The sequence below is a fragment of the Pseudothermotoga lettingae TMO genome, from assembly GCF_000017865.1.
Taxonomy (GTDB): domain Bacteria; phylum Thermotogota; class Thermotogae; order Thermotogales; family DSM-5069; genus Pseudothermotoga_B; species Pseudothermotoga_B elfii.
In genome coordinates, this window is record NC_009828.1 from 343,470 (window position 1) to 368,327 (window position 24,858).

A 24,858-nucleotide genomic window follows, 5' to 3' on the forward strand; every position below is an offset into this window, starting at 1 on the left:
CCTCACTCTCTCAAAGCACACAGGAAATCCACAACTTTATTAAGAGACAAAGATTTAAGCTGTACAATAACTGACTCATAAAGATTATCGGCAAAATTCTTAGCTTCTTGAATTCCCATGATATTCACAACAGTGGGTTTTCCAAGTGCTTTGTCCCTTCCAGTTGTTTTGCCAACATTTTCGTCCTTGCCAGAGACGTCTTTCAAATCATCGACAATCTGGAACCATACCCCAAACGTAGATCCGACATTTATCAATTTTTCAAGATATTCAAGTTTTTTCATTAAGATTGCGCCGATGGCAAAACAAAAAGAAAAAAGAGCTCCAGTTTTTTTCCGGTACATTTCTATAACGTCATTTATATCCTTTTCTTTTCCTGTAAATTCAACGTCCATGGCTTCTCCTATCAAAACATCGTAAGTTGATTTTGAAAACAAATCGAAGAGCATCGATTTGGAAACAGGATCAGCGGGCGTTTGGTTGAGCACACAGAAGGCCATTAACATGAGTCCATCACCGGCAAGTATAGCCATATCATTTCCAAAAACAACATGGCAGGACGGCCTGCCTCGCCTGAGAGGTGAATCATCTATCTGGGGGAGATCATCGTGAATCAAAGAGGCTGTATGAAACAGTTCAACTGCCATAGCGGGGTTCCATATTAGATCTTCTTGTACACCCATATCTTCACAGATAAGTTTTATCAGAACAGGTCTTATTCGCTTTCCAGCTGACAGCAAGCTGTATGCCATAGCCTGTTCAACCATGGTTGACTTATTTATTAATCGGGTCATCTTTTCATTCAATTTTTTCACAAAACCTTCATTATTCATCTTCTTCTCCCTCTTCATCTGGCTCATCCTTGAGCATTTCTCTGAACTTGTCTATATCCAGACTTTCGACAAATTTCTTGAATTCTTCGTCAGAGCTGTCTTCGGGTATTTGCAAATCTATGGCATGCTCCTCAACTATTTCGTTGCTCACATATATTGGCACACCTTTTTTAACGGCAAGTACGATTGAATCAGAAGGCCTCGCATCTATCTCAATTAATGCGTGCTCGTCAGATCCTTCCTCATCTTCAGTCTCAACAAATGTGAGATCTCTTATAACAAGTGTTGCGTGGTAAACATTATCTTTTACTGAGTGTATTATCGCTTTTTCAAGCCGGGCATCAAGTGCATCCAGTATATTTACTATCAAGTCATGCGTCAATGGCCTTGGAAATTCTAATCCTTCGAGATTTATTGCCAGAGCGTTTGCTTCACATGCACCAATCCAGATTGGCACCACCTTGTTTGTTCCTTCAATTCCAAGAATCACAACTGGTGAATTATGAGCTTTGTCAAGCACGAGAGCTTTAATCCAGGCTCTTCGCATGTCATATCACCTCCTGTTTCAATTTCTCTACCCCAGCACGCACAGTCTCTTCTATTGTTCTGGCGAGTTCTTCCTCATTGGGGAAATCCTCAGGATTAACTGGTGGGTGAATGAGCATTGCCACCCTGCCAGGGTTCAGGAAGAGGCTACGCCTGGGTACAAGAAATATTGTACCCCAAATCGAAATCGGTAGTATCTTCACATGTACCTTTTTCGCAATTTTAAATATTGCCGTTTTAAACTTTCCAACAGATCCGTCAACAGACCGGGTTCCTTCAGGAAAGATCAGCAATGACTTTCCAGAGGACAGAGTTTTGATCAATTCTTTGAGAATATGCGCACCTTCAGCAGGATTGCTTCTGTCCAGAAAATAACCACCCATATATTTCACGAACCAGTTCACGCCAGGAACTTTGGCAAGTTCTTTTTTTGCAACCATTGGCATTGGACCAACGTATCCAAGTATCAATGGAATATCCATCAAGCTTTGGTGATTTGCAACAACAAGGCAACTGGGCTGAATATTTTCTTCACCATGTACAATAACAGATGAAAACATCCATCTGAAGGAATTTTTTCCAAATAATTTTATCTGGCCATTGACAAACTTTCTTGAAACTTTTTCGCCAGCGAAGATTTTTATCAAGAATCCGGCAAACAAAACAATGCTGCCATAAACAAATACATACAGAACAGCCATTATAAGAAAATAGATTGTTACCAGAAGTTTTTTCATAAGATTACCCCACCTTTTAAAAGAGATTCAGAAAATCAAAGTGATTTTGCAACAGATTAATTTGCAAAATCTTCCCGTTTAGTATATCTCCTTTATTGCAAATAATCTTTGTCATTTCACTTACTTGAAGAGCTGCTGTTAAAACTACGGCGGGCGGGAAGATCTGTCTTTCCTTATCCTCCTCAACAGCTCCTCGATAAAGTTCTTTCAGCGTCGGTCCACCATTATACATCAATGTCATCACTTGCCCGGAGAATTTGCCAACACCAGCATGAACAAGTGGAATAGATTTTCTCTGGCACAGATCATCCAGGATCAATTTGCTTCTAAATCCTTCGAGGCAATCTATAACAATATCAACAGCTGGTAATATGAATTTTTCATCCAAAGTTTTATCAATTGTAATCAGATTACATTCGGGATTTATCATTTTAAGCTTTTCTCCCGCTACTTTGACTTTGCTTTTCCCCAGATCGTTTCTATCGTAGAGGATCTGCCGATTTAAATCCGGCTCATCCACTATTCCATGATCTATCAAATAGATATTTTTCACGCCAATTCTAACTATTAAAGATAAAACTGTACAGCCAAGGCCACCAGCGCCGGCGACAAAAATAGTAGATTTAAAAAGCTTTTGCATGCAGTCTTTCAATAATTCAGAGTGCCGTTGAAACATCTCAACCACCGCTTACTGGAACGAAAATAACGAGTTCTCCATCTTGCAATGCATCTCGGTCAATGTCCAGCAGGTTTACCCCATTATGAAGTGCAATAACCCAGTTTTTCAGAAATTTTCCGTCATTTTCGACAACGAGATAGACACTCTCTCGTTTTTCATCTATGAGAAGATTCACATTCTTTTTGAGAGAGCTTGAGAGGTTTTTGAAGATTTCATCGAGTGATCTGCCGCATACCTCTATTTCTTTTATTCCAACAAGATTATCCACCATATTTCCAAAACGTATTTTCATGATTTCACCCCGCTTTATCTATTATACTTTTCATGGTGATGATATGAAAATAGCAGTTTTTGGTGGAACATTTTGGGATGTGTATATATACGGCCAGCAGGTGCATAAAGCAGAGGTAATTGAAATGTGTGGCGGATCTGGATTGAATATAGCTTTTGGCCTCTGGAGATTAGGCTTTGACATTGAGTTTTTTTCAAACGTTGGCTCTGATTACAGAGCGGATTTGATTCTCGAAGAACTCAGGGCGCTTGGGTTTAAAAACAACATAAGAAAAATTCACGGAAAGACAGGATTGCACATTGCTTATAATGATGTCCCTATTGCCGTCAACAGGGGAGTCAATGAATTAGATGTTCCGGTGATCCAGGAGCTATTAAATGATTGCGACTGTGTGTTTTTGAATGGGGAAATTCCATCATCGTGTGCGAGAAAGATTATTGAACTTTGCAGAGAGAAAAAGATTTTTGTGGATGTTGGCCCGCTTGCCAATTTTGATTTTGACCTTAAGCAAGCAGCAAGGGACATTTTGGTTATTGGTAATGAGAAAGAATGCAGCAGAATTAATTGTGATGTGGTCAAACTTGGGCCAAAAGGGGCAGTTTTTGGCTCTATCAAGATTTCTGGAGATGGCAGGGATTATGTTTATAGGACGGGCTGTGGAGATGTTTTTGATGTGGTTCTGATGGCAAATTTGTTGAATAATGAAAAAATAAGCGTGGCACTCAATCGCGCTGTCAAGGAGGCGGAAAAAATGGCACGAACTGTAAAAGGGGCTTTCAGCAAGATGAAAAATCTTGGTGAAAAAGCGTGAAAGCTTTATTTTATGATGGAAATCTTCGATTAATTCAGATTGACAAGCCACGAATGCACAAGGGGTTTGCACTTGTCAAAATTTTGATGGCGGGAATTTGCAATACTGATCTTGAAATATTAAAAGGTTATATGAATTTTTCGGGTATACTTGGTCATGAGTTTGTGGGTATCGTAGAAAAAGGTCCATCTGCACTCATTGGAAAACGTGTGGTTGGTGAAATAAACATACCGTGTAAAAAATGTGATTTATGCCTGGAAGGACTCTGGCGGCACTGCAGAAATATGAGAGTGCTGGGTATAAACGGTTATAATGGGGTTTTTGCGCAGTATGCCCTGATTCCTGTAGAAAACCTTCATGTCCTGCCACACGAGATAGCGGATGAAGAAGCCGTTTTTGTTGAACCTCTGGCTGCTGCGTTCAGAATAACCGAACAAATCAATTTTACTGGCCATGAGAAAATTGCCGTTTTTGGCGATGGGAAGCTTGGTTTAGTAATATCGAAGGCTTTGAATTTTTCAAATATAGCGCATGTACTTTTTGGCAAGCACGAAGAAAAATTATCTCTTGCAAAAAAATGGACTGATGTTGAATTTGCAGACAATATTGAAAAATATGACCGCCACTTTGATGTTGTAATAGATGCAACAGGAAAACAAAGTGGATTGCAGCAAGCCCTGTATGCAGTCAAACCAGAAGGAACGATTGTTTTGAAAACAACGGTCGCTGGAAAAATAAGCATAGATATGAGCACAGCAACTGTTAATGAAGTAACCATAGTAGGGTCACGATGTGGACCTTTTCCAAAGGCAATTTTCGCTCTTCAAAATGGCTTAAGGGTAGTTGATCTGATAGAAGATGTATTTGATTTTGACGATTATCAGAAAGCTTTTGAAAAAGCAAGTGGGGCATTGAAGGTAATTCTTAAGATTCAGGATTAATGATACAATTTATTTGTGAAAATATGAACTAAGGGGGTGTATAGGATGAAGATTCCAAAACCAACTGTGAAAAGGCTGGCAATTTATTACAGATGTCTTGAAAGGCTTGTTGACAAAGGTATAGATAACATATCCTCCAGACAGCTGGCAGAGATGCTGCACATAAAAGATACACAGGTGAGAAAAGATTTATCATATTTTGGTAATTTTGGGCGACGTGGTTTTGGCTACAAAACAAGGGTTCTTTTGGATGAAATCAGGAAAATTCTTGGAATACACAAACGATGGAATGTGATAATAGTGGGTGCCGGCAACATAGGCAAGGCTATAGCGAGGTTTAAACAAATCGAAAAACATAATTTTAAGATAACAGGGATTTTCGATGTTGATCGAAAAAAGATAGGCAAGCGTATAAATTCCGACCTGATAGTTATGAGCGTTGATGAAATGGAAAATTTCATTGAAAAAACAGGATCAGAGCTTGCCGTTATTGCCACGCCAGCCGAAGCAGCCCAGCTCATAGCAGATAGATTGAAAAATTCCGGTATCAAGGGTATAATATGTTTTGCCCCTGTGACATTGAATACAGATATACCGGTTGAATATGTGGACATCACTATTTTCTTCAAGACATTAGTCCATTCTGTTATTTCACTTTCACACAATATATAGTGTTGTATTGAATTGATATACAACTTGTAGTATAATTACCCCCGAAAGGGGGTAAAGTTTTTATGTACTCAGACCTGATTGAAAAATATAAAAAGATTCAGCCATCGCAGAATGCAGTTAGAATATTGACAGAAAGGTACTTTATCAAAACGCCAGCGGGTGAATTTATCGAAAAAAGCTGGCACGATGTTGCCCATCGTGTGGCAAGAGTTGTGGCAAGTGCTGAATTGATTAATAATCCCGCCCTGGAAAACCTTTCAAAAAGTGAAAAGCTTGACTACATTAAATTGCTGGAGAAAGAGTTTTTCGATCTTTTAGCGAGCCGAATTTTCATTCCAAATAGCCCTACATTGTTTAATTCAGGTATGGGAGTTGATTATGAGCTTTTGTATAAACCTCTGGAGCAGATGGAGCTCGATGATTATTCAAAAATAATACAAATGAGAAATCATCTTCATATGTTATCCGCATGTTTTGTTGTGCCTGTTGAAGATAGTATTGATGGAATTTTCACCGCGGTGAAAGAATATGCGTTGATAACAAAAGCCGGAGGAGGTATTGGAAGCAATTTCAGCTCCTTAAGGCCAAATGGAAGCTTTGTGGCGGGAACTCACGGAAAAGCCTCTGGTCCCATCAGCTTTATGCATGTTTTTAATTCAGCTGTCTCTGTGGTTGAGCAGGGTTACAGAAGAAGAGGGGCGTTGATGGGTATTTTGAATATCGATCATCCAGATATAATGGACTTCATATCTGCAAAAAAAGGCAACGACGGAGAAAAGGTTCTGAGGTTCTTCAACATATCTGTTGGAATCCCAATGAGAAGGGAGGAACTTCTGAGAATTTATGAAAGAGATGGAACAATCAGATTGAATCATTCAAAATGGCATGGGGAAAAAGAAATAAAAGTACGTGAAATAATACAGAAAATGGCTCAAAGCGCATGGGAAACTGGCGACCCAGGAATGGTGTTTCTTGGTGAAATGAACAGATATTATGCATTATATCCACATAAAGAGATAATTTCCACAAATCCATGTGGAGAAATAGGGCTTGGTGCGTATGAGGCCTGTAATCTTGGTTCAATCGATCTGGCAAAACTGTATACACAGAATGGTGTTGACTGGGATGCATTAGAAAAAGCTACAAGGATTGCTGTCAGGTTCCTTGACAATGTTATAGATGTAAATGTTTTTCCAATCGATAAAATCTCCAAAGCCGTCAAGGAGTCCAGAAGATTGGGACTTGGAATCATGGGCTTTGCCGATTTACTTTACAAAATGGATATTCCCTATGATTCTGAAGAAGCCAGAAGACTTGCGAAAAATATAATGGCATTCATGGCATTACATTCTCATGAAGAATCATCAAAACTTGGGGAAGAGAAAGGAAATTTCCCCCTGTTTGAACAGAGCAGGTATCATACAGAAGATGATTTTGTTCCCTTTTCGATGGATGAAAGTGATTATGATGAAGAGATTTTTGAACACTTCAGAAATGTTGCTCCAAAATTCAAAAGAAATGTAGCCGTCCTTGCAATTGCTCCTACCGGGTCAATATCAAATATTGCTGACACTTCTTCTGGGCTTGAACCTAATTTTCTGCTCGCATACGTTAGATATGTGAACAAACAAAATAGCGATGAGCGGGAGCCACTGTTTTATGTCAATGAAGTTCTTAAGCAAAAACTTCCTGAAGACCTTATCAATTCAATCAAAGACAAACTTGTGGAAGATGGAACACTTAAACATTTGGAAATCGATGAGGAGATCAAAAGAGTATTTGTAGTATCGCATGATATAAAACCCATCGACCATTTATTGATGCAGGAAGCGTTTCAATGTTACGTGGACAACAACATATCCAAGACCATAAATTTACCCAATAGCGCTACTGTTGACGATGTAGTGGAAGTTTATATTGAAGCTTTGAAACATAAAATACGTGGATTAACAATTTACAGGGATGGTTCTTTACAGACTCAGGTTTTAACATCGACGAAATCTCTTAAAACAAAAGATGCACCAAAAATTCAATTTTTCGTACTTGACGAAAAGCACAGGTTGAGAGCCAAACCGAGAAAAGAAACTTTGAGAAGCGTGACAAGAAAGTATAAGAGCTCTTCAGGGACAACGTATATAACTGTTTCTTTTGATGATACAGGAGAAGCAATAGAGATATTCCTCTCCAACGGCACTGAAACCGCTGAGGCCATAGGAAGACTTTCTTCAACTGCACTCAGAGCTGGTGTATCGGTGGATGAAATCATTGAACAGTTGGTGAAAGTGAAAGGAGATTATGTGCGAAACGTTGGAATTGAGATAAAGAAAGCTATAGATGACTTTGCAGAGTTATGGACAGAGAAAAACAATGTGGAAACAGAAGTTATGAGAATAGATGGAACAGCCAAAACTCCCGAAGAAGTTGAGAAATTTGTAATTGCGAATGGACTTGAGTGGAAACAGGGATATTACGTAGATATAGATGGAAATACCTATTGTCCATCGTGCTTATCGAAAAATTCACTAATTATGCAGGAAGGATGCGTTAGCTGTAAAATTTGTGGATGGTCCAGGTGCAGTTAAGGTGGGGGTTTAGCCCCACTTTATACTTTCCGGATTTGTTTAATCTGAACACCTGGATGGTATTTTAGTATAGAAAGTGCCAGCACTTCATCGAGCTGATTTTTTAAGATTATTGTTCTGAATATGGTGATTTTAAGATCTGTTTGAAGATGCTTTGATACTGATTTCGTTAATTTTCCTATTTCATAGATTTCCTGAATATACTGCACAGAAAGTTTTTCAGATAGATATTCAACAGGATGAATTTTTTGCTGAGAATTCATCAATTGAAGAATATGAGGATTTTTTACAACATCGACAAGACATTTTTCGTAGCATACAGGTTTATCGTCTTCCAGCCAGAGAATCTCGAAATTGAGAACAGGAGATCCCTCTGAAAACAGGCTGTATTGCTCGCGAGAATTTGACAGGGCACTTTTAAGTACTCTAAATTGCCAGGAATTTTCTATCAGCCCCAGAAACTTCTTTTGAATCTCTGCAGCTACGAAGGTGCCGCGGCCTTTGATTCTTTTTACGACACCTTCCTCAGCAAGTTTCTTTATGGCGAGTCTGATTGTATGTCTTCTCACTCCATAAGCTTCTGCCAGGTCTTTTTCATCTTCGAGTTTTGTTCCCTGTGAATAATAACCGCTTTCGATCTTTTTTCTTAAATCTTTATAAACGATTTCGGCGGTTCTATCCATCGAATTTCTATTACTCCTCTTCAGACTCTCCGTGCTCCTCGAAGTTGAACATGCCACGCAGCTTTTCATCGTTTTCAAGCATATTGTTCCATGCTTCCGACACGCGATCAAATTCCTCTTCGGTCTCTATCGAATCAACGAAAAGATTACCCGTGTCATCTTTTTTAACTTCAAATGGATATATTTCACCAAAGTCTGTGATCTGTCCCTCTTCATCCACCATTATTTCTTCACAGACCCAGTACTTTTTTCCTGAGTTTTCGATCTCAGCAAGCAAGACGAAATGATGATCCACATTGTTTTCGTCTGTCAGTACAAAAACCTCAAAATTCTCTTTTTCCATGATATCAGCTCCTCTAAAACGAATATTGTATTTACATGATACCACAAAATGAGAAAGCAAGTTTGATTTTTTAAGAAGAAAAGATGAAAAACCGTCAAAGGTACTTGACAGATGGTCGGAGAATATATAGAATAAATTTCGGCATATATCGAAATAATTTCGATTTATCTACTTTTTCAACAACAGATATTTTACACTGGAGGCGCATAGTATGAAAAAAAATTTAATAATCATGTTGATGATTCTTCCCTTGATGGTTTTGAGCTATGATGTGGCACTCCTCATAACGGGGGAGATTGGTGGAAACCCGATATATGAAATGATGGTCGATGGAGCCAAAAGGGCATCTCGTGATTTTGGTTTTAATCTCAAAGTTGTGGAAGGTGGATATAATCCGGCAAAATGGGAACCATCTTTAATAGCGCTCGCCTCAACGGGATCTTATGATTTAATTGTAACCTTCACAGAGGGTATGCCAAAAAGCGTTGAAAAGGCAGCTAAGATGTTTCCAAAACAGAAATTCGCACTTATAGATGGTATAGCTCCTTTGTCTGAGAATGTCTACTCGCTTGGTTTTAAAGATGAGGAAATGGCTTATCTTGCAGGATATTTTGCAGGGCTTATAACAACAAGTAATCTTCCCGGTGCGAACAGGGAATTAAAAGTTGGGCTGATATCAGGAGATATTTATCCTGCCATGATTGATCGCATGAAACCAGCATACGAAAAAGGTGCTAAATCAGTTAACCAGGCAATCGAAGTACTTTTTTCAGTTGCAGGTAGCTGGTCTGACCCTGGTAAAGGATCTGAATTGGCTCAACTCCAGTTTTCTCAGGGTGCTGATATCATTTTTCTCGTTGCTGGTGGCACCGGGATTGGAGCAATCCAAAAGGCCAGAGAACTCAAAAAATATGTTATAGGTGTGGATTCAAACATCATCTCGATTGCGCCAGGTGTTATTTTGGCCTGTGTTTTGAAAAGAGCAGATGATGCTATTTACAGTGTATTGAAGAGAGCATATGAAGGAAAACTTCCTTTTGGAAACTACGAACGATGGGGTATTGAGGAAAATGTTATAGATTTTACCCTTGATGAGAATTATTTCACACAATTTGTTTCGGAAAACATTGCAGAAAAAATGAGGCAGATTTTCAATAGCCTGAAGAATGGAGAGATTGATCCACTTGAAAAGTAAGGTTTTTGTTGAAATGAGGGGAATCTTCAAAACTTTTTTTCCCAGCAATACGATCGCTTTAAAGGGAGCTAATTTTGTATTGAGAGCAGGTAAAATACACGCTTTGCTTGGAGAAAACGGAGCTGGTAAAACTACTTTGATGAAAATCCTCTGCGGTCTGGAAAGAATGGATAGTGGAGAAATTTTTATCAATGGTAACCCTGTTCAAATAAAAAGCCCGGGGGATGCGCTCCACCTTAAAATAGCAATGGTTCACCAACATCTTGCATTAATAGATGACTTTACAGCTCTTGAGAACATTATCCTTCAGAAAGTTCCTTTAAAAAACCTTGTTTTCCTGGATAAAAATTCGGCTCAGAAGCATGTTGAGAGATTATTTTCTGAATCAAAACTTGAGGTCAATCTGAATTCAAAAATCAAAGATCTTACAATGGCTGAAAGGCAGAAGGTTGAAATATTGAGAGCTCTGTATCTTGGGGCTCAACTTTTGATATTTGATGAGCCAACAACTTATCTTTCTGAACATGAGGCAGAAAATTTTTACAGGTTAATAAAATGGCTCAAGCAGAATGGGAAAACTGTTGTTCTCATAACTCACGATATTAAAGAAGCCTGCGATATATCTGATGAAATTACTGTGTTGAGAAACGGAAGGACTGTATTTTCCTCGTCAAATAAAGGTGTCTCACACGAAAAAATAGCGGAAATGATGGTTGGTAGGACAAAAATTCTTCTGACAAAAAAAGAAAAAAAATGTGGAAAAGTGGTGCTATCTGTTAGAAATTTGTCCCTGCCTGAGGAGACAATGGTGAGAAATATTTCTTTTGAAATCAGTGCTGGAGAAATAGTTGGGTTTGCCGGTTTGGCGAACAGTGGCGTTTTAGATATTCTTGAGGCTTTGATTGGTTTGAGGAAAATTGCTAATGGAGAGATTATCTTCTTTGGTGAGAATATAGAACACAAATCGGTGAAAGAGAGAAGAAAATGTGGTATAAGTTACATACCTCAAAACAGAACGCAAGTTGGGGTTTCTGCTGATTTATCAATACTGGAAAATCTTCTCGCTATCAAATATTACGAGAAAAATTTTACCAGATTCAAATATTTCTTAAACTACAAAACAGTAGAGAATTGGGCAAGAGAACTTTTGAAAAAATTCGATATTCAGACAAAATCAGTATGGCAACCTGTAAGTACCTTATCAGGCGGAAATATTCAGAGACTTTTGATTGCAAGGGAGCTCAGTGCTGTGCCAAAGCTTTTGATTGCTTCTGACCCAACAGCAGGTCTTGATGTACATTCAACTGCTATGGTGCACAAGTTTTTGTTGAATTTGAGAAACGATAATGTAGCTGTAATACTGTACTCAAGTGATTTAGAAGAACTTTTGAAAATTTGTGACAGAATTATAGTTGTGAAAGATGGCACGCTTAAAGATGAGTTTGTCGTCGATGAAAATATTTCGAAAGTTAAACTTTTCGGAGTGATGGCTTAAAGTGAGATATTCTGCTGGATGGTTGACATTTTTCCTTTTCACAATCACCGTGGCCTTCGCTTTAGGAATAGCCATAATTTTTCTCACAAGTGATTTCCCTCTTGAGTCAGTGAAATGGTTTTTTTTTTGGACCTGTATCCAACCTTTATTTTCTGGGAAATATGCTGAGCAACTCTATACCGTTGATTATGACGGCTATCGCCGCCGTTGTCTCTTTTTCATCCGGGTTGTTCAACCTCGGTTTGGAAGGACAGGTATATTTCGGAGCATTTTTTGGGACATTAACAGCTTTATTTTTGCCAGATATTCCATCTTTCTTTGCCAAGATGATTGTTTTGCTGGCAGCTTTTTTTGCTGGTATGATGCTATCGGGCGTTTCTGTTTTTTTGAAGATAAAACTTAATATAGATGAACTTATTTCTTCTTTTCTTTTGAGTCAGGCGACTGTGCACATAATAGATTATTTTCTAAATGGGCCGATGAGAGATCCTTCAGCCGGTCTTGCGGCTTCAAAATACATTGATTTGAGTTTTTCAAAAATTCTTCCACCTTCACAGTTGCATTCAGGTATCTTCATAAGTGCATTCTTTTGTTTTGCTTTGTACATGCTCATGAATTATTCATGGTTTGGTTTGGAGACAAGGATTGCGAAAAATCGAAGGTTTGCAGAATATATTGGTGTTGATGTCAAAGGTGTGTGGGTTCTTACCATGTTGATTAGTGGAGGTATAGCTGGTTTAAGTGGTATGGTGGATGTGCTCGGTGTGCACTCGAGAGTCGTGAAAGGTTTTTCCGCTGGTTATGGATTCAATGGCATAGCTGTTGCCCTGATTGCAAGAAATAATCCAATCCTGGTAATACCTGCAGCTATCTTCTTTTCATACTTAGAGGCAGGTTCGCAGGTTGCCTCGTTTATGTCCGATATAACACCAGAAATGTCAAGAATCATTCAAGGAGCTATTTTTTATTTAGTTACTGCTGAGGCGATACTCGATTTTATCGCCAAAAGGAAGGTTAAGAAAATATGGTAGGCGGATTTTTGCATCTTGTGATATCGTCAACTGTACCAGTGGTACTGGCATCGATTGGAGGCATGTTTAGCAATGTTTCAGGAAAATTGAATATAGGGCTCGAAGGTATGATATTAACTTCCGCGTTTTTTGGTGTTTACAGTGCATATTCATCAAAAAGTCTTTTGGTAGGTATTCTTGCCGGGATTATTTCTTCATGTGTCCTTGCTTTCGTCATGGCATACTTGAGCTTTTTTTTGAAGGCCAATATATTTGTTGTGGGCCTTGCAACAAATCTTTTTGCAATGGGTTTGACGGTTTTTCTCGGGGCTGTTTTATTTGGTTCAAAAGGAACATTGATATTTGATAAAGCGCCATTATTGAGAAATATTGAATTACCGATCAAAAATATTGACTTTCTTAGAGAATTATTGAGTGGGTACAACATTATTGAATACTCAACTCCATTTTTAGTATTGCTGAGCCACCTGGTTCTTTTTAAAACGCCTTTTGGCTATAGATTGAGGGCAATTGGAAAGAATGAGACAGCGGCAGCAGATATAGGAATAAACGTAAGAAAAACCAGAACAATTGCTTATTTAGCAGGTGGGATCTTCACAGGTCTATCTGGCTTAGCTCTCTCGCTACCTCTCGGATCGTTTGTTGCAGGTATGAGCAATAATCGTGGCTGGATGGCACTCGTGGCTGTTATACTTGGAGGTGAAAAACCTGTGAATGTGATGGTTGTTTCTTTTTTCTTTGGGCTGATCACATCTCTGTCCAATGTCTTACAGACTTCTACAAAATTGCCTTCTGACTTACTGATGAGCCTGCCTTACTTTGCAACAGTTCTTGCAATGGTGTTATATTCTCTTACAAGAAAGCGGGTGTGGTTCAAAAGATGAATGTAAGTGTTTTTCAAAAGATGAAAGATATGATGCCTTCAATGAGCAGATCGCAGATACGAATTGCACAATTCATCATAGAAAATCCATCAAAAGTGTTAAATATGAATATTCTTGAACTCGCGCGCAGTTGTGAGAGTTCTCCTTCAACTGTAGTGGAATTTTCAAAAAAACTTGGTTTTTCTGGCTACAAATCTTTTCAGATAGCCCTTGCTCAAGAAATAGCACTTTTTGAAACCCTTAAACCGGATTCTGATCGATTGAGGCGTATATGCAGGGATTTTCTTGGTTTTGTGTTTTCAGAATTAAAACAATCTGTTGAATTAATAAGCGATGAGGTTCTCACAAGAGCATCGGATATTATTTTAAAAAGTAATGTCGTGGAGATTTTTGCCTATGGATTTGATAGCATAGCAGGAAAAGATCTATTCCTGAAGCTGAAAGAATTCGGTTTTCAGGTTAATTTCTTTTCAAATCCTTTTCTTCAAAGCATATCTGCTTCTCACCTCGGAAATCGCGGGTGTGCCGTAGCTATTTCAAGCAGCCATTCTTCCACGGATTTACTTGACGCAATAAGTTTTTCAAAAAAATCTGGTGCTTCAGTAATAGCAATAGCCTCACCAAGTTCAAAGATAGCTGAAGTTTGTGATATTCTCTTACCGGCTTATGTCAGGACAGAGATATTATCCGAAGGAGGATTTCTGACGAAATATCTCCAGATTGTTATTGTGGATCTTTTGATTCTGAAAATGTTTGAAATTGACAAAGATAGACTGTATGAGAAATACAAACATTTTGAGACCATTTTGTCGCAGAAAAGAAGGGGAGACAAGGGTGTTTTCTGATTTGGTTGCCGCAGTAGATATAGGTACTACAAATGTTAAAATAGGCCTTTTTAATTTCTCCGGGGAAAAAATCTTCTTGTTTCAGCAGAGGTGTTTTGAATCTTCCAGAAGTGGTGTTCATGAGGTAAGCACGGAGAAGTGGTGGAAAGCGGTAGTTCAAGGTTTTCACAGTATTGATTCTTCTTACAGAAAAAATATTGTTGCCATATGTATCACCGGTCAGGGACCAACTACAATAATGGTTGATGAAAGACAAAAGGTTTTCGGGAAAGCTATAACTTGGATAGATAAAAGAGGATTTGAGTCTTTAAAGAAGATTATTGAGAAGGGCATTGATGGTCAGACAGCCACAGTTGTTGCTCATTTGATAGAAGTTGAGAAAAACTTAACTCAAAAAGTTTATTTATTACAGCCAAGTGATTTCATAATCATGAAATTAACCAGAAAGATAGTCAATGCATCATTTCCACAAAGCGGATATCTTCCATGGAACAAAGAGATTCTCGAAAAATTTAATCTTGACAAAAAATTTTCAATACCGCCGCTGGTTAATACTGGAGAGGTGATTTCAAGTATAGATAGGTCGATTGCCCGGGTTCTTGGCGTAAATGACAAAGCACTGATCATTGCTGGTGCCCCGGATTTTGCAATGGCGCTTATTGGGACTGGGGTTCTTGAAGATGGGATGCTCTGTGACAGAGGTGGAACTTCACAGGGGCTTACCTTATGCAGTGCCAAAAAAATCTTGCATCCAGGTCTAATAACAACGCCATTCTTTCTGGATGATTACTGGAAAATAAGTGGTGTTATGACAACAACAGGCGGGGCTTATGAATGGTTTTCTCGTCAAGTGGCGAGGACTCGTCTGGTAAATTTAGCAAGATTGATGCAGATTAAAAGACCAACCGGTGTGATTTTTTTGCCCCACCTTAATGGGGAAAGGAGCCCTTACTGGAATCCCAGTCTCAGAGGTGCTTTTTTTGGTCTATCTTTCAATGATGATTGGAAAACTATGCTGGTGTCTGTTGTGGAAGGTGTTGCATATGCTATCAGAGAGATTGTTGAACTCATGAAAAAAAGCGGATGTGATATAAAGACGATAAGAACTACGGGAGGACAATCTTTAAATGATTTGTGGAATCAAACAAAATCAGACGTTCTCGGAAAAGAATTAGAAGTAGTAAATGTACACGAATCTGAGTTGCTTGGATGCGCAATAGTTGCGATCTCTTCTTTAAGTAAGGAGAGCTTTCTGCAGATAAGCAAAAAAATCGTCAGAGTCTCAAGAAAATTTCTGCCGTGTATGGATAAGCATGAAGTTTATAGCAGACTTTTCGAACTTTACCAATTGATACACAGACGTAACGAAGATATATTTGAAAAACTGACAAAATCACTCTAAGGCCGAGAAAAACCTGGTTGCAGCAAGGGCATTAGCCTGTGGGTTGTATCCACCTTCCTGGACTACCAGCACGGGTAATTTTAATGCACCGATTTGTCTTGCAATTTTGGCGTAATCTTCATCACAGAGGGAAAATCTGCCTACAGGATCATCTTTATGAGTATCAAAACCAAGTGATATGATTAACAAATCAGGGTAATAATCTTTGATTTCTCTTAAAGCATAGGTGAGTGCCTCAGAGTATTCGTTCCAGCCTGATCCAGCCTGAAGGGGCAAGTTCAGATTAAACCCTTCTCCGGGCCCATTGCCTATTTCGCTTGCTTTTCCGCTTATCCATGGGTAGAAAACCTGTGGATCGCCATGGATAGATATGTAATAAACCCAGTCAACATCATAAAAAATCTGCTGAGTACCATTTCCATGATGAAAATCCAGATCCAGGATGACTATTCTGTCCGCGCCACGTTTCAAAAAATAGTATGCAGCTATGGCGGCATTGTTGAAATAGCAATACCCGCCACACAAATCCATTGTTGCATGGTGTCCGGGCGGTCTCGTTAAGGCGTAGACGGTATTTGTACTTGAATCAACAAAACTCGCTGCTGTTAAAACAACATCAACGGCTTTCTTTGATGCCTCAAATGTATTTTTTTTAACAGGAGTACCTGTATCAAAACACCTGTCAAAGCCGAACACTTCCATGAGGTATTCATCTTGATCAGATAAAGAAGAAGACTTGTTTTTGAGCCATTCAACATATGATTCATCATGAACCATGTAGATATAACTCATTGGGAATTTGTTTGGAGGTGTCAGATTGTCAAAACCGCTTAATATCAATGCATCTTTTATCGAGTCTATTCTCTCGGGCTTTTCAGGGTTTTCTATGAATCTTCCGTTGTCTATCTCCTTGGTTGGTTTGTGAAAAATATGGGATGGATCATAAACTATTTTCATTTATCCATCTCCTCAATCTTCTGAACACGATTTTCATGTCTTCCACCCTCAAATTTTTCTTCTATGAAGGCATCAACTATCCATTGTGCCAGCTCGACAGCTATAAACCTTCCTGGCAAAACAAGTATATTCGCGTTATTGTGAGACCTTGCAAGTTTTGCCATTTCTGGAAAAAGGCATAGAGCTGCCCTGATACCTTTTATCCTGTTGGCAGCGATACTCATTCCAATTCCAGTACCGCATATAAGAATTCCGAAATCAGCCCTCTGGTTTTTAATATCTAAGGCGACCTTGGCCGCGAAATCTGGGTAATCAACTGAGTCTTCAGAATAAGTTCCCTCGTCCAGAATGTTGAATCCTTTGCTCACTAAATAACCTTTTATAGCTTCTTTCAATTTAAAGCCAGCGTGGTCACAACCGATGGCTATCTTCAATTTTGATCACCCTCAAGAAATACTTTCAATGCATCTTCAACAGTAGCACGTATAGAAAAGACAGAATCAAGCGATGTCATTTTAAAAATTCTTTTCAGGTTTTCTTCAAGACCGCATAGGATCAGTGCTCCACCATTCAATCTGCATGATTTCTGTAATCCGATTAGAACGCCAAGAGCAGAGCTGTCCATGTAATCAACGTGTGAGAGGTCTATTATCAGGTCAACTTTACCCTGATGAATGAATTCGCGTTTTATCTGCTCTTTAAGTTCCGCGGAGTTACTCATATCTAATTCGCCATTTGGGCGAATTATCCATACATCTTTGATATTTGTAGCTGTGTAAAGTTCTTTTTTATCCATAGATTCTTATCACTCCCACCATTTTCCCAAGTATTTTCACGTTTTCTGGCTTAAGCTCAATCGGCTGCATTTTAGAGTTGGCTGGTTTAAGAATAATTTTTTCTGGCTCGATATAAATTTTTTTCAAAGTTGCTTCATTGCTATTTGTCAAAACCGCAACTATGTCACCATTATTTGCAGTGTTCTGTTTTCTTATAACTACATAGTCCTTATCCAGTATATGTTCCTCTATCATGCTTTCTCCTCTGACACGAAGTAAAAAATGATCGAATCCGATCTTTATCATTGCTTTTGGGACCTCAATGATCTCTGTTGGATTTTCTATTGCTTCGATGGCATTGCCGGCGGCAATTGTTCCAACAACGGGTAATCTAATTGCCTCGGACCGGTTTAAAACCTTTATGCTACGTGCTCTTTTGCCTCTGGTTAGATAACCTTTCTTCTCAAGGGCGTTTAGATGCACTATTGCTCCTCGAGGAGTTATGCGGAACGCGCGTGCAATATCTCTTATGCTTGGTGGATAGCCATGTGAATCTATATAAGAGAGGACAAAATCGAGAATCTTCTTTTGCCTGTCGGTCAATTCTTTTTTCATACATCAAACACCACCTTCAACACAATCTTACCTTTTTGATGCCGTAATTGCAAACCGTGATAGGTCAAAGCCTTCAATTCCGTTCCATATAGGTTCTCAATTTTTCTGAATTTGCAGATAAGTTTTTCCGATATTTTGCATTCATCAGGGAAAAACTTTTTCGCACTGATTGTGTATATCCAGTCATTAACAACATCGAAAACCATATCTTCTGGGTCTTGCACCGGATACTCTTTTTTGATAAAATTGTTCTTTAATTCAGGGCTGTAGCAGCTTTTAAATATTTTTATTAAATCTGAGAAAATTTCCTGAAGATCGTCACAAGCAAGTTCATAGCAAATATCTGATGGATGATTCAGTTCTCTGTACATGTCTCTACAACAGCAAAGTGCGATACTTCATCATCTCCAGAGAGATCGACTATTTTTACTCCTCTTGCTGTTCTGCTGAGTTGACTCACAGTGGATAAATTGAATCTTATGGATTGCCCATTTTTCGTCATAACGATCACATCCGATTTTGGGTCCGCCACGATATCGATTCCGCATAATTGTCCTGCTTTCTCAACACCCGGCATAGTTTTTATGCCAACTCCACCGCGACTTTGAACCCTGTAATCATTTACTGGTGTTCTTTTCCCAAAACCCCTCACTGTTATAGTGAGTATTTCGCAGTTTTCATCAGGCACATTCACCATACCAACCACTTCATCTTTTTCTCTGAGCCTGATACCAATCACACCCATTGCGGACCGTCCCATTTGTCTGACATCTTTCAGCGGAAATCTTATCGCCATACCATTTTTTGTTGCAATTATTATTTGATCGCTTTCACTGCTCGAGAGAGTAGCAGAGACAACAACGTCGCTGTCAGAAAAGGTTATGGCTCTTATTCCTCTGCTTGTGGTATTTTCGAATTCTTTGAGTGGAGTTCTTTTTATTCTGCCACTCTTCGTAACAAGAACCAAATCGCCTTTCCATTCGTCAAAAGAAATCATCGTCAGGACAGATTCATCTTCTTCCAGATTCAGGTAAGCTCGAATCGGTTTTCCTTTGGTATCTCTTCCTGTAAGTTCGATCTCATAATTTTTCAATATATACGCTTTTCCCGCAGAAGTCACGAACAGTGTTTGAGAATGCATCTTGCTTGTGCAAACGGTGAGTATTTCATCGTCCTCGGCTGTCCGGGCACCAACGATTCCCTTTCCCCCGCGCCTCTGACTTCTGTAGTCTTTTAGACTTGTGGATTTTAAATATCCTTTTTCTGTGAGAGTTATTACAACATCTTCATTAGGTATCAGATCTTCTGGAGTGTAAGAAAGGCTATCGGTAATGTTTTCTATCTTCGTTCTTCTTTCATCAGCGTATTTTTTCTTCAGTTCCTCAAGCTCTTGATACATAACATTATAAACTCTCTCATCTCGGGAAAGTATATCTTTGACATCTTCTATCTTTTTTATGAGTTGAGAATATTCGCCCTGCAATTTTTCTATCTCGAGCCCGGTCAATCTTCCCAGCCTCATATCAAGGATCGCTTTTGCCTGTTCATTGGTTATTGAAAGAGCTTCGATTAGATTTTTCATGGCTTCTTCACTGTCTTTGCTGGTTCTCACTATATCGACAACTACGCCAATTGCCCTCGCCGCTTTCATTATGCCTTCCAAAATATGAGCTCTTCTTGAGTAAACCTTCAACTCATACTCAGCTCTTTTTCTTATAACATCAAATCGGTGTTTTATAAAAGCTTTCAAAAGCTGAGAAAGGTTCATAAGTTTTGGCCTGCGTCCGTCTATAACAAGCATTTGAACACTGAAAGAAGTTTGCAGTGATGTATGCTTGTATAGATTGTTGAGAATAATTTCAGCGTTTGCGTTTTTTGGGATTTCAACGACTATTCTGAGCCCATTTTTGTCGGATTCATCCCGTATATTCTTTATCATCATTTTTGGATTTTTTTCAGCATAAGAAGCTATTTCTTCTATCAAAGCGGCCTTACTTACATTGTATGGAATTTCTGTTATCACTACGTTGTTAAACCTCTTTCCTTCTTCGAAATGAACCTTTCCGCGAAGCACTATTCTTCCTTTTCCGGTTGCATAAACTTCGGTTAATTCATTTCCATTTACGATTAAAGCACCCGTTGGAAAATCTGGGCCTTTTATTATCCGCAACAGATCAGCTATTGTTGCCTCTGGATTTTCAATGAGCATTTCTATGGCGTTTACGACTTCTTGAAGATTATGGGGCGGAATGCTTGTAGCCATACCAACGGCTATACCATTAGCGCCGTTTATAAGAAGATTTGGAACCTTAGAGGGCAAGACCTCAGGTTCATCGAGCGAATCGTCGAAGTTTTTCGTCATTGTAACAGTTTCTTTGTCAAGATCCTGAAGCATTTCTTCGGCAAGTTCAGAAAGTTTTGCCTCGGTGTATCTCATAGCCGCGGGAGGATCCCTATCTATAGATCCGAAATTTCCTTGACCTATTACAAGAGGATAACGTACCGAAAATGGTTGAGCAAGTCTCACAAGTGCATCGTAGACAGAAGCGTCACCATGAGGGTGATACTTACCCAAAACCTCACCAACAATCCTTGCACACTTCTTGGATTGGGCGTTGTGAGTTAAGCCCAATTCATGCATTGCGTAAAGAATTCTTCTTTGAACAGGCTTCAAACCATCCCGAACATCAGGGATAGCCCTGCCTATTATCACACTCATTGAATAGTTCATGTAGAGTTCGACAAGTTCATCTTCTATATTTTTTGAAAGTATTTCTGCCACTTTCTTGACCTCCTATGAAATTTGTGCGCCAGGAGATATCTCTCCATCGATGGTCAGTATTTTTAAATCAGTGTCGTCTTTTGCAGCAAGGAGCATACCCTCAGATTCTATTCCCATCAGTTTCACAGGCTTCAGGTTTGAAACGACCACAATATTCTTGCCAATCAAATCTTCTGGCTTATAGTACTTTGCTATACCGGCAACTATTTGTCTCGATCCAAGTTCACCAAGATCAACCAAAAGCTTTAGAAGCTTTTCGGATTTCGGTACTCTCTCTGCTGAAATTACCTTACCAACTCTCAGATTTACCTTCTTGAATTGGTCGAAATCTATAGTATCAGTCATCAAAACCTCACTCCTTTTTATCTCCTTCTGATCTCTTTTTGCAAACAAAGGTTCAGCGTGAACTATCTTCTTGCCTGGCTTTAAGATATTCCAGGTTTCTAACATATATTTTGAAGATTTTTGATCAAAACCAAGTCTTGAAAAAACTTCTTCTGAAGAATCTGGCATTATAGGGGAAAACATAGTTGCAACTTTCAAGAGGGATTCACAAACATTGAACAAAACTGTACTGAGTTTGTCGAAATCTTTTTGCTTTGCCAGAACCCAGGGTTTTCTTTCGTCAAAATATTTGTTCGATATGGCCAGAGCCTCCATAACTTTTTCGACAGCCTGGGTGAGGGAATACTGATCCATAAACTGCTGGTATTCTTTGCAACACTGAAGGATATCGTGCTTAAATTTTTCATCTATTTGTTCATGTGCACCCGGCCGAGGCATTGTTGATGAATAATATTTTTTGATCATGGCTAAGGTTCTGTGAAGCAGATTTCCATAATCATTGGCGAGATCTGAATTTAATCTGTTTACAAGGTTTTTCTCCGAAAAATCTCCATCTTTTCCAAAATTAATATCTCTTACGAGATAAAATCTCAGGACATCATTTCCATATTCCTCAACAAAATATTTTGGATCAATAGCATTTCCTAAGGATTTGGAAATTTTCTGACCGTCTACTGTTAGCCAACCATGTGCAAAAACAGTTCTCGGAAGCTCTAATCCGGCTGACATAAGCATGGCAGGCCAGATAATTGAATGAAATCTGTTGATTTCCTTGCCTATCAAGTGCAAATCAGCTGGCCAGTATTTTTCAAAAGTTTTCAGATCCTCAGGATAACCTATGGCGGAAATATAGTTTATGAGTGCATCAACCCAGACATAGATAACATGTTCTGGATCATCTGGCATCGGAACTCCCCATTTGAAAGTTGTTCTTGTTATGCTGAGATCTTTCAGACCACCTTCAAGTATCCTCATCATTTCATTTCTTCTGAAATCTGGCTGAACGAACTCAGGATGTTCTTCGTAATATCTGAGGAGTTTATCTTGATATCTGGAAAGCCTGAAAAAATAATTTTGCTCGCTGACATATTTTAATTCCCTGCCGCAGGAAGGGCAGAGTTTATCTGAACCTATTTCATCTTCATTCCAGTAGGTCTCGCATGGTACACAATACCATCCCCGATATTCACCTTTGTAGATGTCGTTGTTCTCAACCATCTTTTTAACAAAATACTGGACTACCTTCATATGGTTGGGATCAGTTGTCCTTATGAAGCCGTCATTAGTTATGTTTAGCTTTTTCCACAACTGTTTAAACCTGTCTGCCAATTCATCGCAGAAACTCTGCGGATCTTTCCCAAGCGAGCTCGATGCCTGGAGAATCTTTTGCCCGTGCTCGTCAGTGCCAGTTAGGAAAAAAACATCATAGCCCATCATTCGTTTATATCTTGCAATTATATCTGCGATAATAGTCGTATATGCGCTCCCGACATGTGGATCGGAGTTAACGTAGTATATAGGCGTGGTAATATAGAATTTCAACAAATCACCTCCAGAAACCAATTATAATTTTACATCAATTTGTTTTCGATGAGATGCTGATTTGTGTTGATTTTTTGTCAAGATATGTGGAATTTATTTCCATTTATAACTTTTCTTCCCCAACGCTCAACAAACCAAGATCTATCGAGTGTGTGAACCGGTAATATCAAATCCGGTGATACTGTATTTATTATACTTGAAAGTTTTTCGGCTGAAACGTGGCCTGATGCGTGAAACTGTTTCGAAAATCTGAGCTCTCCGTCAGAATCCACTCCAAATCCGAATGATTTGATAGAAAAACGGTCTATCCAGTTCTTAAATCTTCTGAAATCTATCTGTTGTTCTTCTGAATATGCTTCACTTGTTGAATGAATGTATAAACAGTTTTCCAGAACATCTTCGTTTAAATCAAGAATATTCGGTATATCCCAGTAACCGGCGGCTAATATGTACAATGATGGCTTATGGTTTATGTCGTCGGGTAAAAGTAAAATCTCATCTTTTTTTGCTTTTTCTACTACTTTTTTTTCTAAACCAATAAAAGAACTCTTTGCTGGATGGTAGATTTTGATGTGATTCTTTTCTGTATCATTCAATTTCCATAAAGGTTCTACCTCTCCCATAGTCTCGAGATATGCATAATCTTTTGGCATAACCACCAGAGTTCTTTCTGTCATTATTGCTACTTTCAGGAAAGTCATAAGTCTTTCAAGGTGTTTCATAGAAAAATCTGCTATAACAAGCTTATTTGTATTTTGAAGTAAGTTGAGAACATTTTGGAAGACATCCCATTCAGTTGTATCTTTTTCCGATTGACGGGTAGTTCGAGTACCTTCAACAATCAAAAGAAGTGGTTTTTTGTTTTTCAAGAGATCGAAGAACATATCACTTCTCTTAGAAAGTTGAACCCTTTTTTCGCCAAGGTTTTCCAGCCAGAAATTTTCTTCTTCGACACTTTCGGGCCCTGTTCTGAAATCACCGGTATAGGCAACCCACCAGTCATCAACTCTGGCTATCAAGCCAGCTGAACCAATGATGGAATGGTAAACAGGTTGAATATACAGTTCATCTTTCCAGAGATTTTTGGCATCAATCTCTTCGAAGAAATCAGGTTCCAGGATTTTTTTCTGAGTTGACGAGGACAGTAAGCTGATCTTTCTGCGATTCTTCACATTCCGCTCTGCTACGAGGATATCATGCCTCAAAACATCATCATTATGCCCAACTTTTTTTCTTTTTTTTGGGTACAATTCATCCCAGACATCCTGCCTTATCTGTGCCCCTGCTTTCATGATCGCAAATGTTTCACCGGTTACAAGCAACGGCAGGGATTCATCTATTAATCCTATCATCCCGCAATGATCGGCATGAGCATGGCTCAGGAACAAAAATGAGATTTTTGTATTTTCATCAAATTCTGGTGGTTGTAGATCTTTTCTGTAGATATTTATTCTTGGTATCATATTTAACTTCAACAAATCATGAAGTATCTTACCAGATCTTGGTTTCAGGTATTCTTCGAAAAACAGCGACCATTTTGAGAAATTCAATCCAAAGTCAAGCATGAATCCATCATTGTGTTTGTCTGCAACCAGTATTTTGTTTCCACCTATGCAATCATAACCATCGAAAACTTTGATTATCATTCAATCTCCTCCTGATCAAAACCATAATAGCACGGAATATTGAAATTACAGATCGTTCTAAGAAATTTCGAATAATTATGAGCTAAAACGTAAAAACAAAAGAATATTGAGCATAACTATTGCTGGGACAAAAATTCGATTCTTAATGATCGAAAACCAGGTTTGACCTTTATGATAAATTAAGATTACAATTTTTCGAGGAAATAAATAATTAAAGAACATCT

General features: G+C 38.7%; 25 protein-coding genes. 10 read left to right on the plus strand and 15 right to left on the minus strand.

Features of this window, described 5'->3' with window-relative positions:
- Positions 1 to 2: 2 nt before the first annotated feature.
- From TLET_RS01670 to TLET_RS01690, 5 genes are read right to left on the minus strand one after another with little or no spacing between them, the layout of a single operon-like run.
- Positions 3 to 851, minus strand: a complete 849-nt coding sequence (locus TLET_RS01670; RefSeq protein ID WP_041428374.1) for a polyprenyl synthetase family protein — start codon at positions 849 to 851, stop codon at positions 3 to 5.
- A complete protein-coding gene (locus TLET_RS01675; protein WP_012002375.1) occupies positions 826 to 1,380 on the minus strand; it encodes a bifunctional nuclease family protein in 555 nt (184 codons plus the stop codon). The genes TLET_RS01670 and TLET_RS01675 overlap by 26 nt, the downstream gene beginning before the upstream one ends.
- Before the next feature lies 1 nt (position 1,381).
- Positions 1,382 to 2,116, minus strand: coding sequence for a lysophospholipid acyltransferase family protein (locus TLET_RS01680; RefSeq protein ID WP_012002376.1), 735 nt, complete (start codon positions 2,114 to 2,116; stop codon positions 1,382 to 1,384).
- 16 nt (positions 2,117 to 2,132) lie between these two features.
- Positions 2,133 to 2,792 carry a HesA/MoeB/ThiF family protein gene (locus tag TLET_RS01685; protein WP_012002377.1) on the minus strand — a complete coding sequence of 220 codons (660 nt, stop codon included), beginning with the start codon at positions 2,790 to 2,792 and terminating at the stop codon, positions 2,133 to 2,135.
- Position 2,793: 1 nt separating this feature from the next.
- The gene (locus TLET_RS01690; RefSeq protein WP_012002378.1) at positions 2,794 to 3,087 is read right to left on the minus strand and encodes a hypothetical protein; all 294 of its coding nucleotides are present in this window, start codon (positions 3,085 to 3,087) and stop codon (positions 2,794 to 2,796) included.
- 43 nt (positions 3,088 to 3,130) lie between these two features.
- Here TLET_RS01690 and TLET_RS01695 point away from each other — a divergent pair, with 43 nt between their 5' ends.
- The 4 genes from TLET_RS01695 (at position 3,131) to TLET_RS01710 (ending at position 8,093) form a co-directional block, all read left to right on the plus strand.
- Positions 3,131 to 3,898: a carbohydrate kinase family protein gene (locus TLET_RS01695; protein WP_012002379.1), complete on the plus strand. Its 768-nt coding sequence runs from the start codon at positions 3,131 to 3,133 to the stop codon at positions 3,896 to 3,898.
- A complete protein-coding gene (locus tag TLET_RS01700) occupies positions 3,895 to 4,839 on the plus strand; it encodes an MDR/zinc-dependent alcohol dehydrogenase-like family protein (RefSeq protein ID WP_012002380.1) in 945 nt (314 codons plus the stop codon). Before TLET_RS01695 ends, TLET_RS01700 begins: the two co-directional genes overlap by 4 nt.
- 45 nt (positions 4,840 to 4,884) lie before the next feature.
- On the plus strand, positions 4,885 to 5,511 hold the full coding sequence (locus tag TLET_RS01705; protein ID WP_012002381.1) for a redox-sensing transcriptional repressor Rex: 627 nt from the start codon (positions 4,885 to 4,887) through the stop codon (positions 5,509 to 5,511).
- A 62-nt stretch (positions 5,512 to 5,573) separates the two neighbouring features.
- Positions 5,574 to 8,093 carry an adenosylcobalamin-dependent ribonucleoside-diphosphate reductase gene (locus TLET_RS01710; RefSeq protein WP_012002382.1) on the plus strand — a complete coding sequence of 840 codons (2,520 nt, stop codon included), beginning with the start codon at positions 5,574 to 5,576 and terminating at the stop codon, positions 8,091 to 8,093.
- Positions 8,094 to 8,113: 20 nt separating this feature from the next.
- Here TLET_RS01710 and TLET_RS01715 read toward each other — a convergent pair whose 3' ends face one another.
- Together TLET_RS01715 and TLET_RS01720 are read right to left on the minus strand one after the other, a co-directional pair.
- The gene (locus TLET_RS01715; RefSeq protein WP_012002383.1) at positions 8,114 to 8,776 is read right to left on the minus strand and encodes a GntR family transcriptional regulator; all 663 of its coding nucleotides are present in this window, start codon (positions 8,774 to 8,776) and stop codon (positions 8,114 to 8,116) included.
- Between the two features lie 10 nt (positions 8,777 to 8,786).
- Positions 8,787 to 9,119, minus strand: a complete 333-nt coding sequence (locus TLET_RS01720) for a DUF1292 domain-containing protein (protein WP_012002384.1) — start codon at positions 9,117 to 9,119, stop codon at positions 8,787 to 8,789.
- 211 nt (positions 9,120 to 9,330) lie between these two features.
- Here TLET_RS01720 and TLET_RS01725 point away from each other — a divergent pair, with 211 nt between their 5' ends.
- From TLET_RS01725 to TLET_RS01750, 6 genes are all read left to right on the plus strand, one after another.
- The gene (locus TLET_RS01725; RefSeq protein WP_012002385.1) at positions 9,331 to 10,314 is read left to right on the plus strand and encodes a BMP family ABC transporter substrate-binding protein; all 984 of its coding nucleotides are present in this window, start codon (positions 9,331 to 9,333) and stop codon (positions 10,312 to 10,314) included.
- Positions 10,304 to 11,809 carry an ABC transporter ATP-binding protein gene (locus TLET_RS01730; protein WP_012002386.1) on the plus strand — a complete coding sequence of 502 codons (1,506 nt, stop codon included), beginning with the start codon at positions 10,304 to 10,306 and terminating at the stop codon, positions 11,807 to 11,809. The genes TLET_RS01725 and TLET_RS01730 overlap by 11 nt, the downstream gene beginning before the upstream one ends.
- A gap of 161 nt (positions 11,810 to 11,970) precedes the next feature.
- Positions 11,971 to 12,840, plus strand: a complete 870-nt coding sequence (locus TLET_RS01735) for an ABC transporter permease (RefSeq protein ID WP_012002387.1) — start codon at positions 11,971 to 11,973, stop codon at positions 12,838 to 12,840.
- Positions 12,834 to 13,724, plus strand: coding sequence for an ABC transporter permease (locus tag TLET_RS01740; RefSeq protein ID WP_012002388.1), 891 nt, complete (start codon positions 12,834 to 12,836; stop codon positions 13,722 to 13,724). The genes TLET_RS01735 and TLET_RS01740 overlap by 7 nt, the downstream gene beginning before the upstream one ends.
- Entirely contained in the window at positions 13,721 to 14,569 is an 849-nt protein-coding gene (locus tag TLET_RS01745) for a MurR/RpiR family transcriptional regulator (protein ID WP_012002389.1), read from the plus strand. The genes TLET_RS01740 and TLET_RS01745 overlap by 4 nt, the downstream gene beginning before the upstream one ends.
- Positions 14,559 to 15,971: a xylulokinase gene (locus TLET_RS01750; RefSeq protein WP_012002390.1), complete on the plus strand. Its 1,413-nt coding sequence runs from the start codon at positions 14,559 to 14,561 to the stop codon at positions 15,969 to 15,971. Before TLET_RS01745 ends, TLET_RS01750 begins: the two co-directional genes overlap by 11 nt.
- On the opposite strand, the gene TLET_RS01755 is transcribed toward TLET_RS01750, so the two are convergent.
- The 8 genes from TLET_RS01755 to TLET_RS01790 all read right to left on the minus strand — a co-directional run bounded on the left by TLET_RS01755 (position 15,963) and on the right by TLET_RS01790 (position 24,634).
- The gene (locus tag TLET_RS01755; RefSeq protein ID WP_012002391.1) at positions 15,963 to 16,928 is read right to left on the minus strand and encodes a histone deacetylase family protein; all 966 of its coding nucleotides are present in this window, start codon (positions 16,926 to 16,928) and stop codon (positions 15,963 to 15,965) included. The two genes, TLET_RS01750 and TLET_RS01755, sit on opposite strands and share 9 nt — an antisense overlap.
- The gene (rpiB, locus tag TLET_RS01760; RefSeq protein WP_012002392.1) at positions 16,925 to 17,362 is read right to left on the minus strand and encodes a ribose 5-phosphate isomerase B; all 438 of its coding nucleotides are present in this window, start codon (positions 17,360 to 17,362) and stop codon (positions 16,925 to 16,927) included. The genes TLET_RS01755 and rpiB overlap by 4 nt, the downstream gene beginning before the upstream one ends.
- The gene (locus TLET_RS01765; protein WP_012002393.1) at positions 17,359 to 17,724 is read right to left on the minus strand and encodes an STAS domain-containing protein; all 366 of its coding nucleotides are present in this window, start codon (positions 17,722 to 17,724) and stop codon (positions 17,359 to 17,361) included. The genes rpiB and TLET_RS01765 overlap by 4 nt, the downstream gene beginning before the upstream one ends.
- Positions 17,717 to 18,319, minus strand: coding sequence for a transcriptional repressor LexA (gene lexA, locus TLET_RS01770; RefSeq protein WP_012002394.1), 603 nt, complete (start codon positions 18,317 to 18,319; stop codon positions 17,717 to 17,719). Before lexA ends, TLET_RS01765 begins: the two co-directional genes overlap by 8 nt.
- Positions 18,316 to 18,690 (minus strand): archease, encoded by a 375-nt coding sequence (locus TLET_RS01775; protein ID WP_012002395.1) that lies wholly within the window; start codon positions 18,688 to 18,690, stop codon positions 18,316 to 18,318. The genes lexA and TLET_RS01775 overlap by 4 nt, the downstream gene beginning before the upstream one ends.
- Positions 18,675 to 21,101 carry a DNA gyrase subunit A gene (gyrA, locus tag TLET_RS01780; RefSeq protein WP_012002396.1) on the minus strand — a complete coding sequence of 809 codons (2,427 nt, stop codon included), beginning with the start codon at positions 21,099 to 21,101 and terminating at the stop codon, positions 18,675 to 18,677. The genes TLET_RS01775 and gyrA overlap by 16 nt, the downstream gene beginning before the upstream one ends.
- Positions 21,102 to 21,113: 12 nt before the next feature.
- Positions 21,114 to 22,988, minus strand: coding sequence for a methionine--tRNA ligase (metG, locus tag TLET_RS01785; protein WP_012002397.1), 1,875 nt, complete (start codon positions 22,986 to 22,988; stop codon positions 21,114 to 21,116).
- Between the two features lie 77 nt (positions 22,989 to 23,065).
- A complete protein-coding gene (locus TLET_RS01790; protein WP_012002398.1) occupies positions 23,066 to 24,634 on the minus strand; it encodes an MBL fold metallo-hydrolase in 1,569 nt (522 codons plus the stop codon).
- Positions 24,635 to 24,858: the final 224 nt, after the last annotated feature.

Bases quoted from the DNA above. Each gene is read 5' to 3' on its own strand.
- TLET_RS01670 (WP_041428374.1), bottom strand. From the start codon at position 851: ATGAAGAGGGAGAAGAAGATGAATAATGAAGGTTTTGTGAAAAAATTG.
- TLET_RS01675 (WP_012002375.1), bottom strand. From the start codon at position 1,380: ATGCGAAGAGCCTGGATTAAAGCTCTCGTGCTTGACAAAGCTCATAAT.
- TLET_RS01680 (WP_012002376.1), bottom strand. From the start codon at position 2,116: ATGAAAAAACTTCTGGTAACAATCTATTTTCTTATAATGGCTGTTCTG.
- TLET_RS01685 (WP_012002377.1), bottom strand. From the start codon at position 2,792: ATGTTTCAACGGCACTCTGAATTATTGAAAGACTGCATGCAAAAGCTT.
- TLET_RS01690 (WP_012002378.1), bottom strand. From the start codon at position 3,087: ATGAAAATACGTTTTGGAAATATGGTGGATAATCTTGTTGGAATAAAA.
- TLET_RS01695 (WP_012002379.1), top strand. From the start codon at position 3,131: ATGAAAATAGCAGTTTTTGGTGGAACATTTTGGGATGTGTATATATAC.
- TLET_RS01705 (WP_012002381.1), top strand. From the start codon at position 4,885: ATGAAGATTCCAAAACCAACTGTGAAAAGGCTGGCAATTTATTACAGA.
- TLET_RS01710 (WP_012002382.1), top strand. From the start codon at position 5,574: ATGTACTCAGACCTGATTGAAAAATATAAAAAGATTCAGCCATCGCAG.
- TLET_RS01715 (WP_012002383.1), bottom strand. From the start codon at position 8,776: ATGGATAGAACCGCCGAAATCGTTTATAAAGATTTAAGAAAAAAGATC.
- TLET_RS01720 (WP_012002384.1), bottom strand. From the start codon at position 9,119: ATGGAAAAAGAGAATTTTGAGGTTTTTGTACTGACAGACGAAAACAAT.
- TLET_RS01725 (WP_012002385.1), top strand. From the start codon at position 9,331: ATGAAAAAAAATTTAATAATCATGTTGATGATTCTTCCCTTGATGGTT.
- TLET_RS01735 (WP_012002387.1), top strand. From the start codon at position 11,971: ATGCTGAGCAACTCTATACCGTTGATTATGACGGCTATCGCCGCCGTT.
- TLET_RS01740 (WP_012002388.1), top strand. From the start codon at position 12,834: ATGGTAGGCGGATTTTTGCATCTTGTGATATCGTCAACTGTACCAGTG.
- TLET_RS01745 (WP_012002389.1), top strand. From the start codon at position 13,721: ATGAATGTAAGTGTTTTTCAAAAGATGAAAGATATGATGCCTTCAATG.
- TLET_RS01755 (WP_012002391.1), bottom strand. From the start codon at position 16,928: ATGAAAATAGTTTATGATCCATCCCATATTTTTCACAAACCAACCAAG.
- TLET_RS01765 (WP_012002393.1), bottom strand. From the start codon at position 17,724: ATGGATAAAAAAGAACTTTACACAGCTACAAATATCAAAGATGTATGG.
- lexA (WP_012002394.1), bottom strand. From the start codon at position 18,319: ATGAAAAAAGAATTGACCGACAGGCAAAAGAAGATTCTCGATTTTGTC.
- TLET_RS01775 (WP_012002395.1), bottom strand. From the start codon at position 18,690: ATGTACAGAGAACTGAATCATCCATCAGATATTTGCTATGAACTTGCT.
- TLET_RS01790 (WP_012002398.1), bottom strand. From the start codon at position 24,634: ATGATAATCAAAGTTTTCGATGGTTATGATTGCATAGGTGGAAACAAA.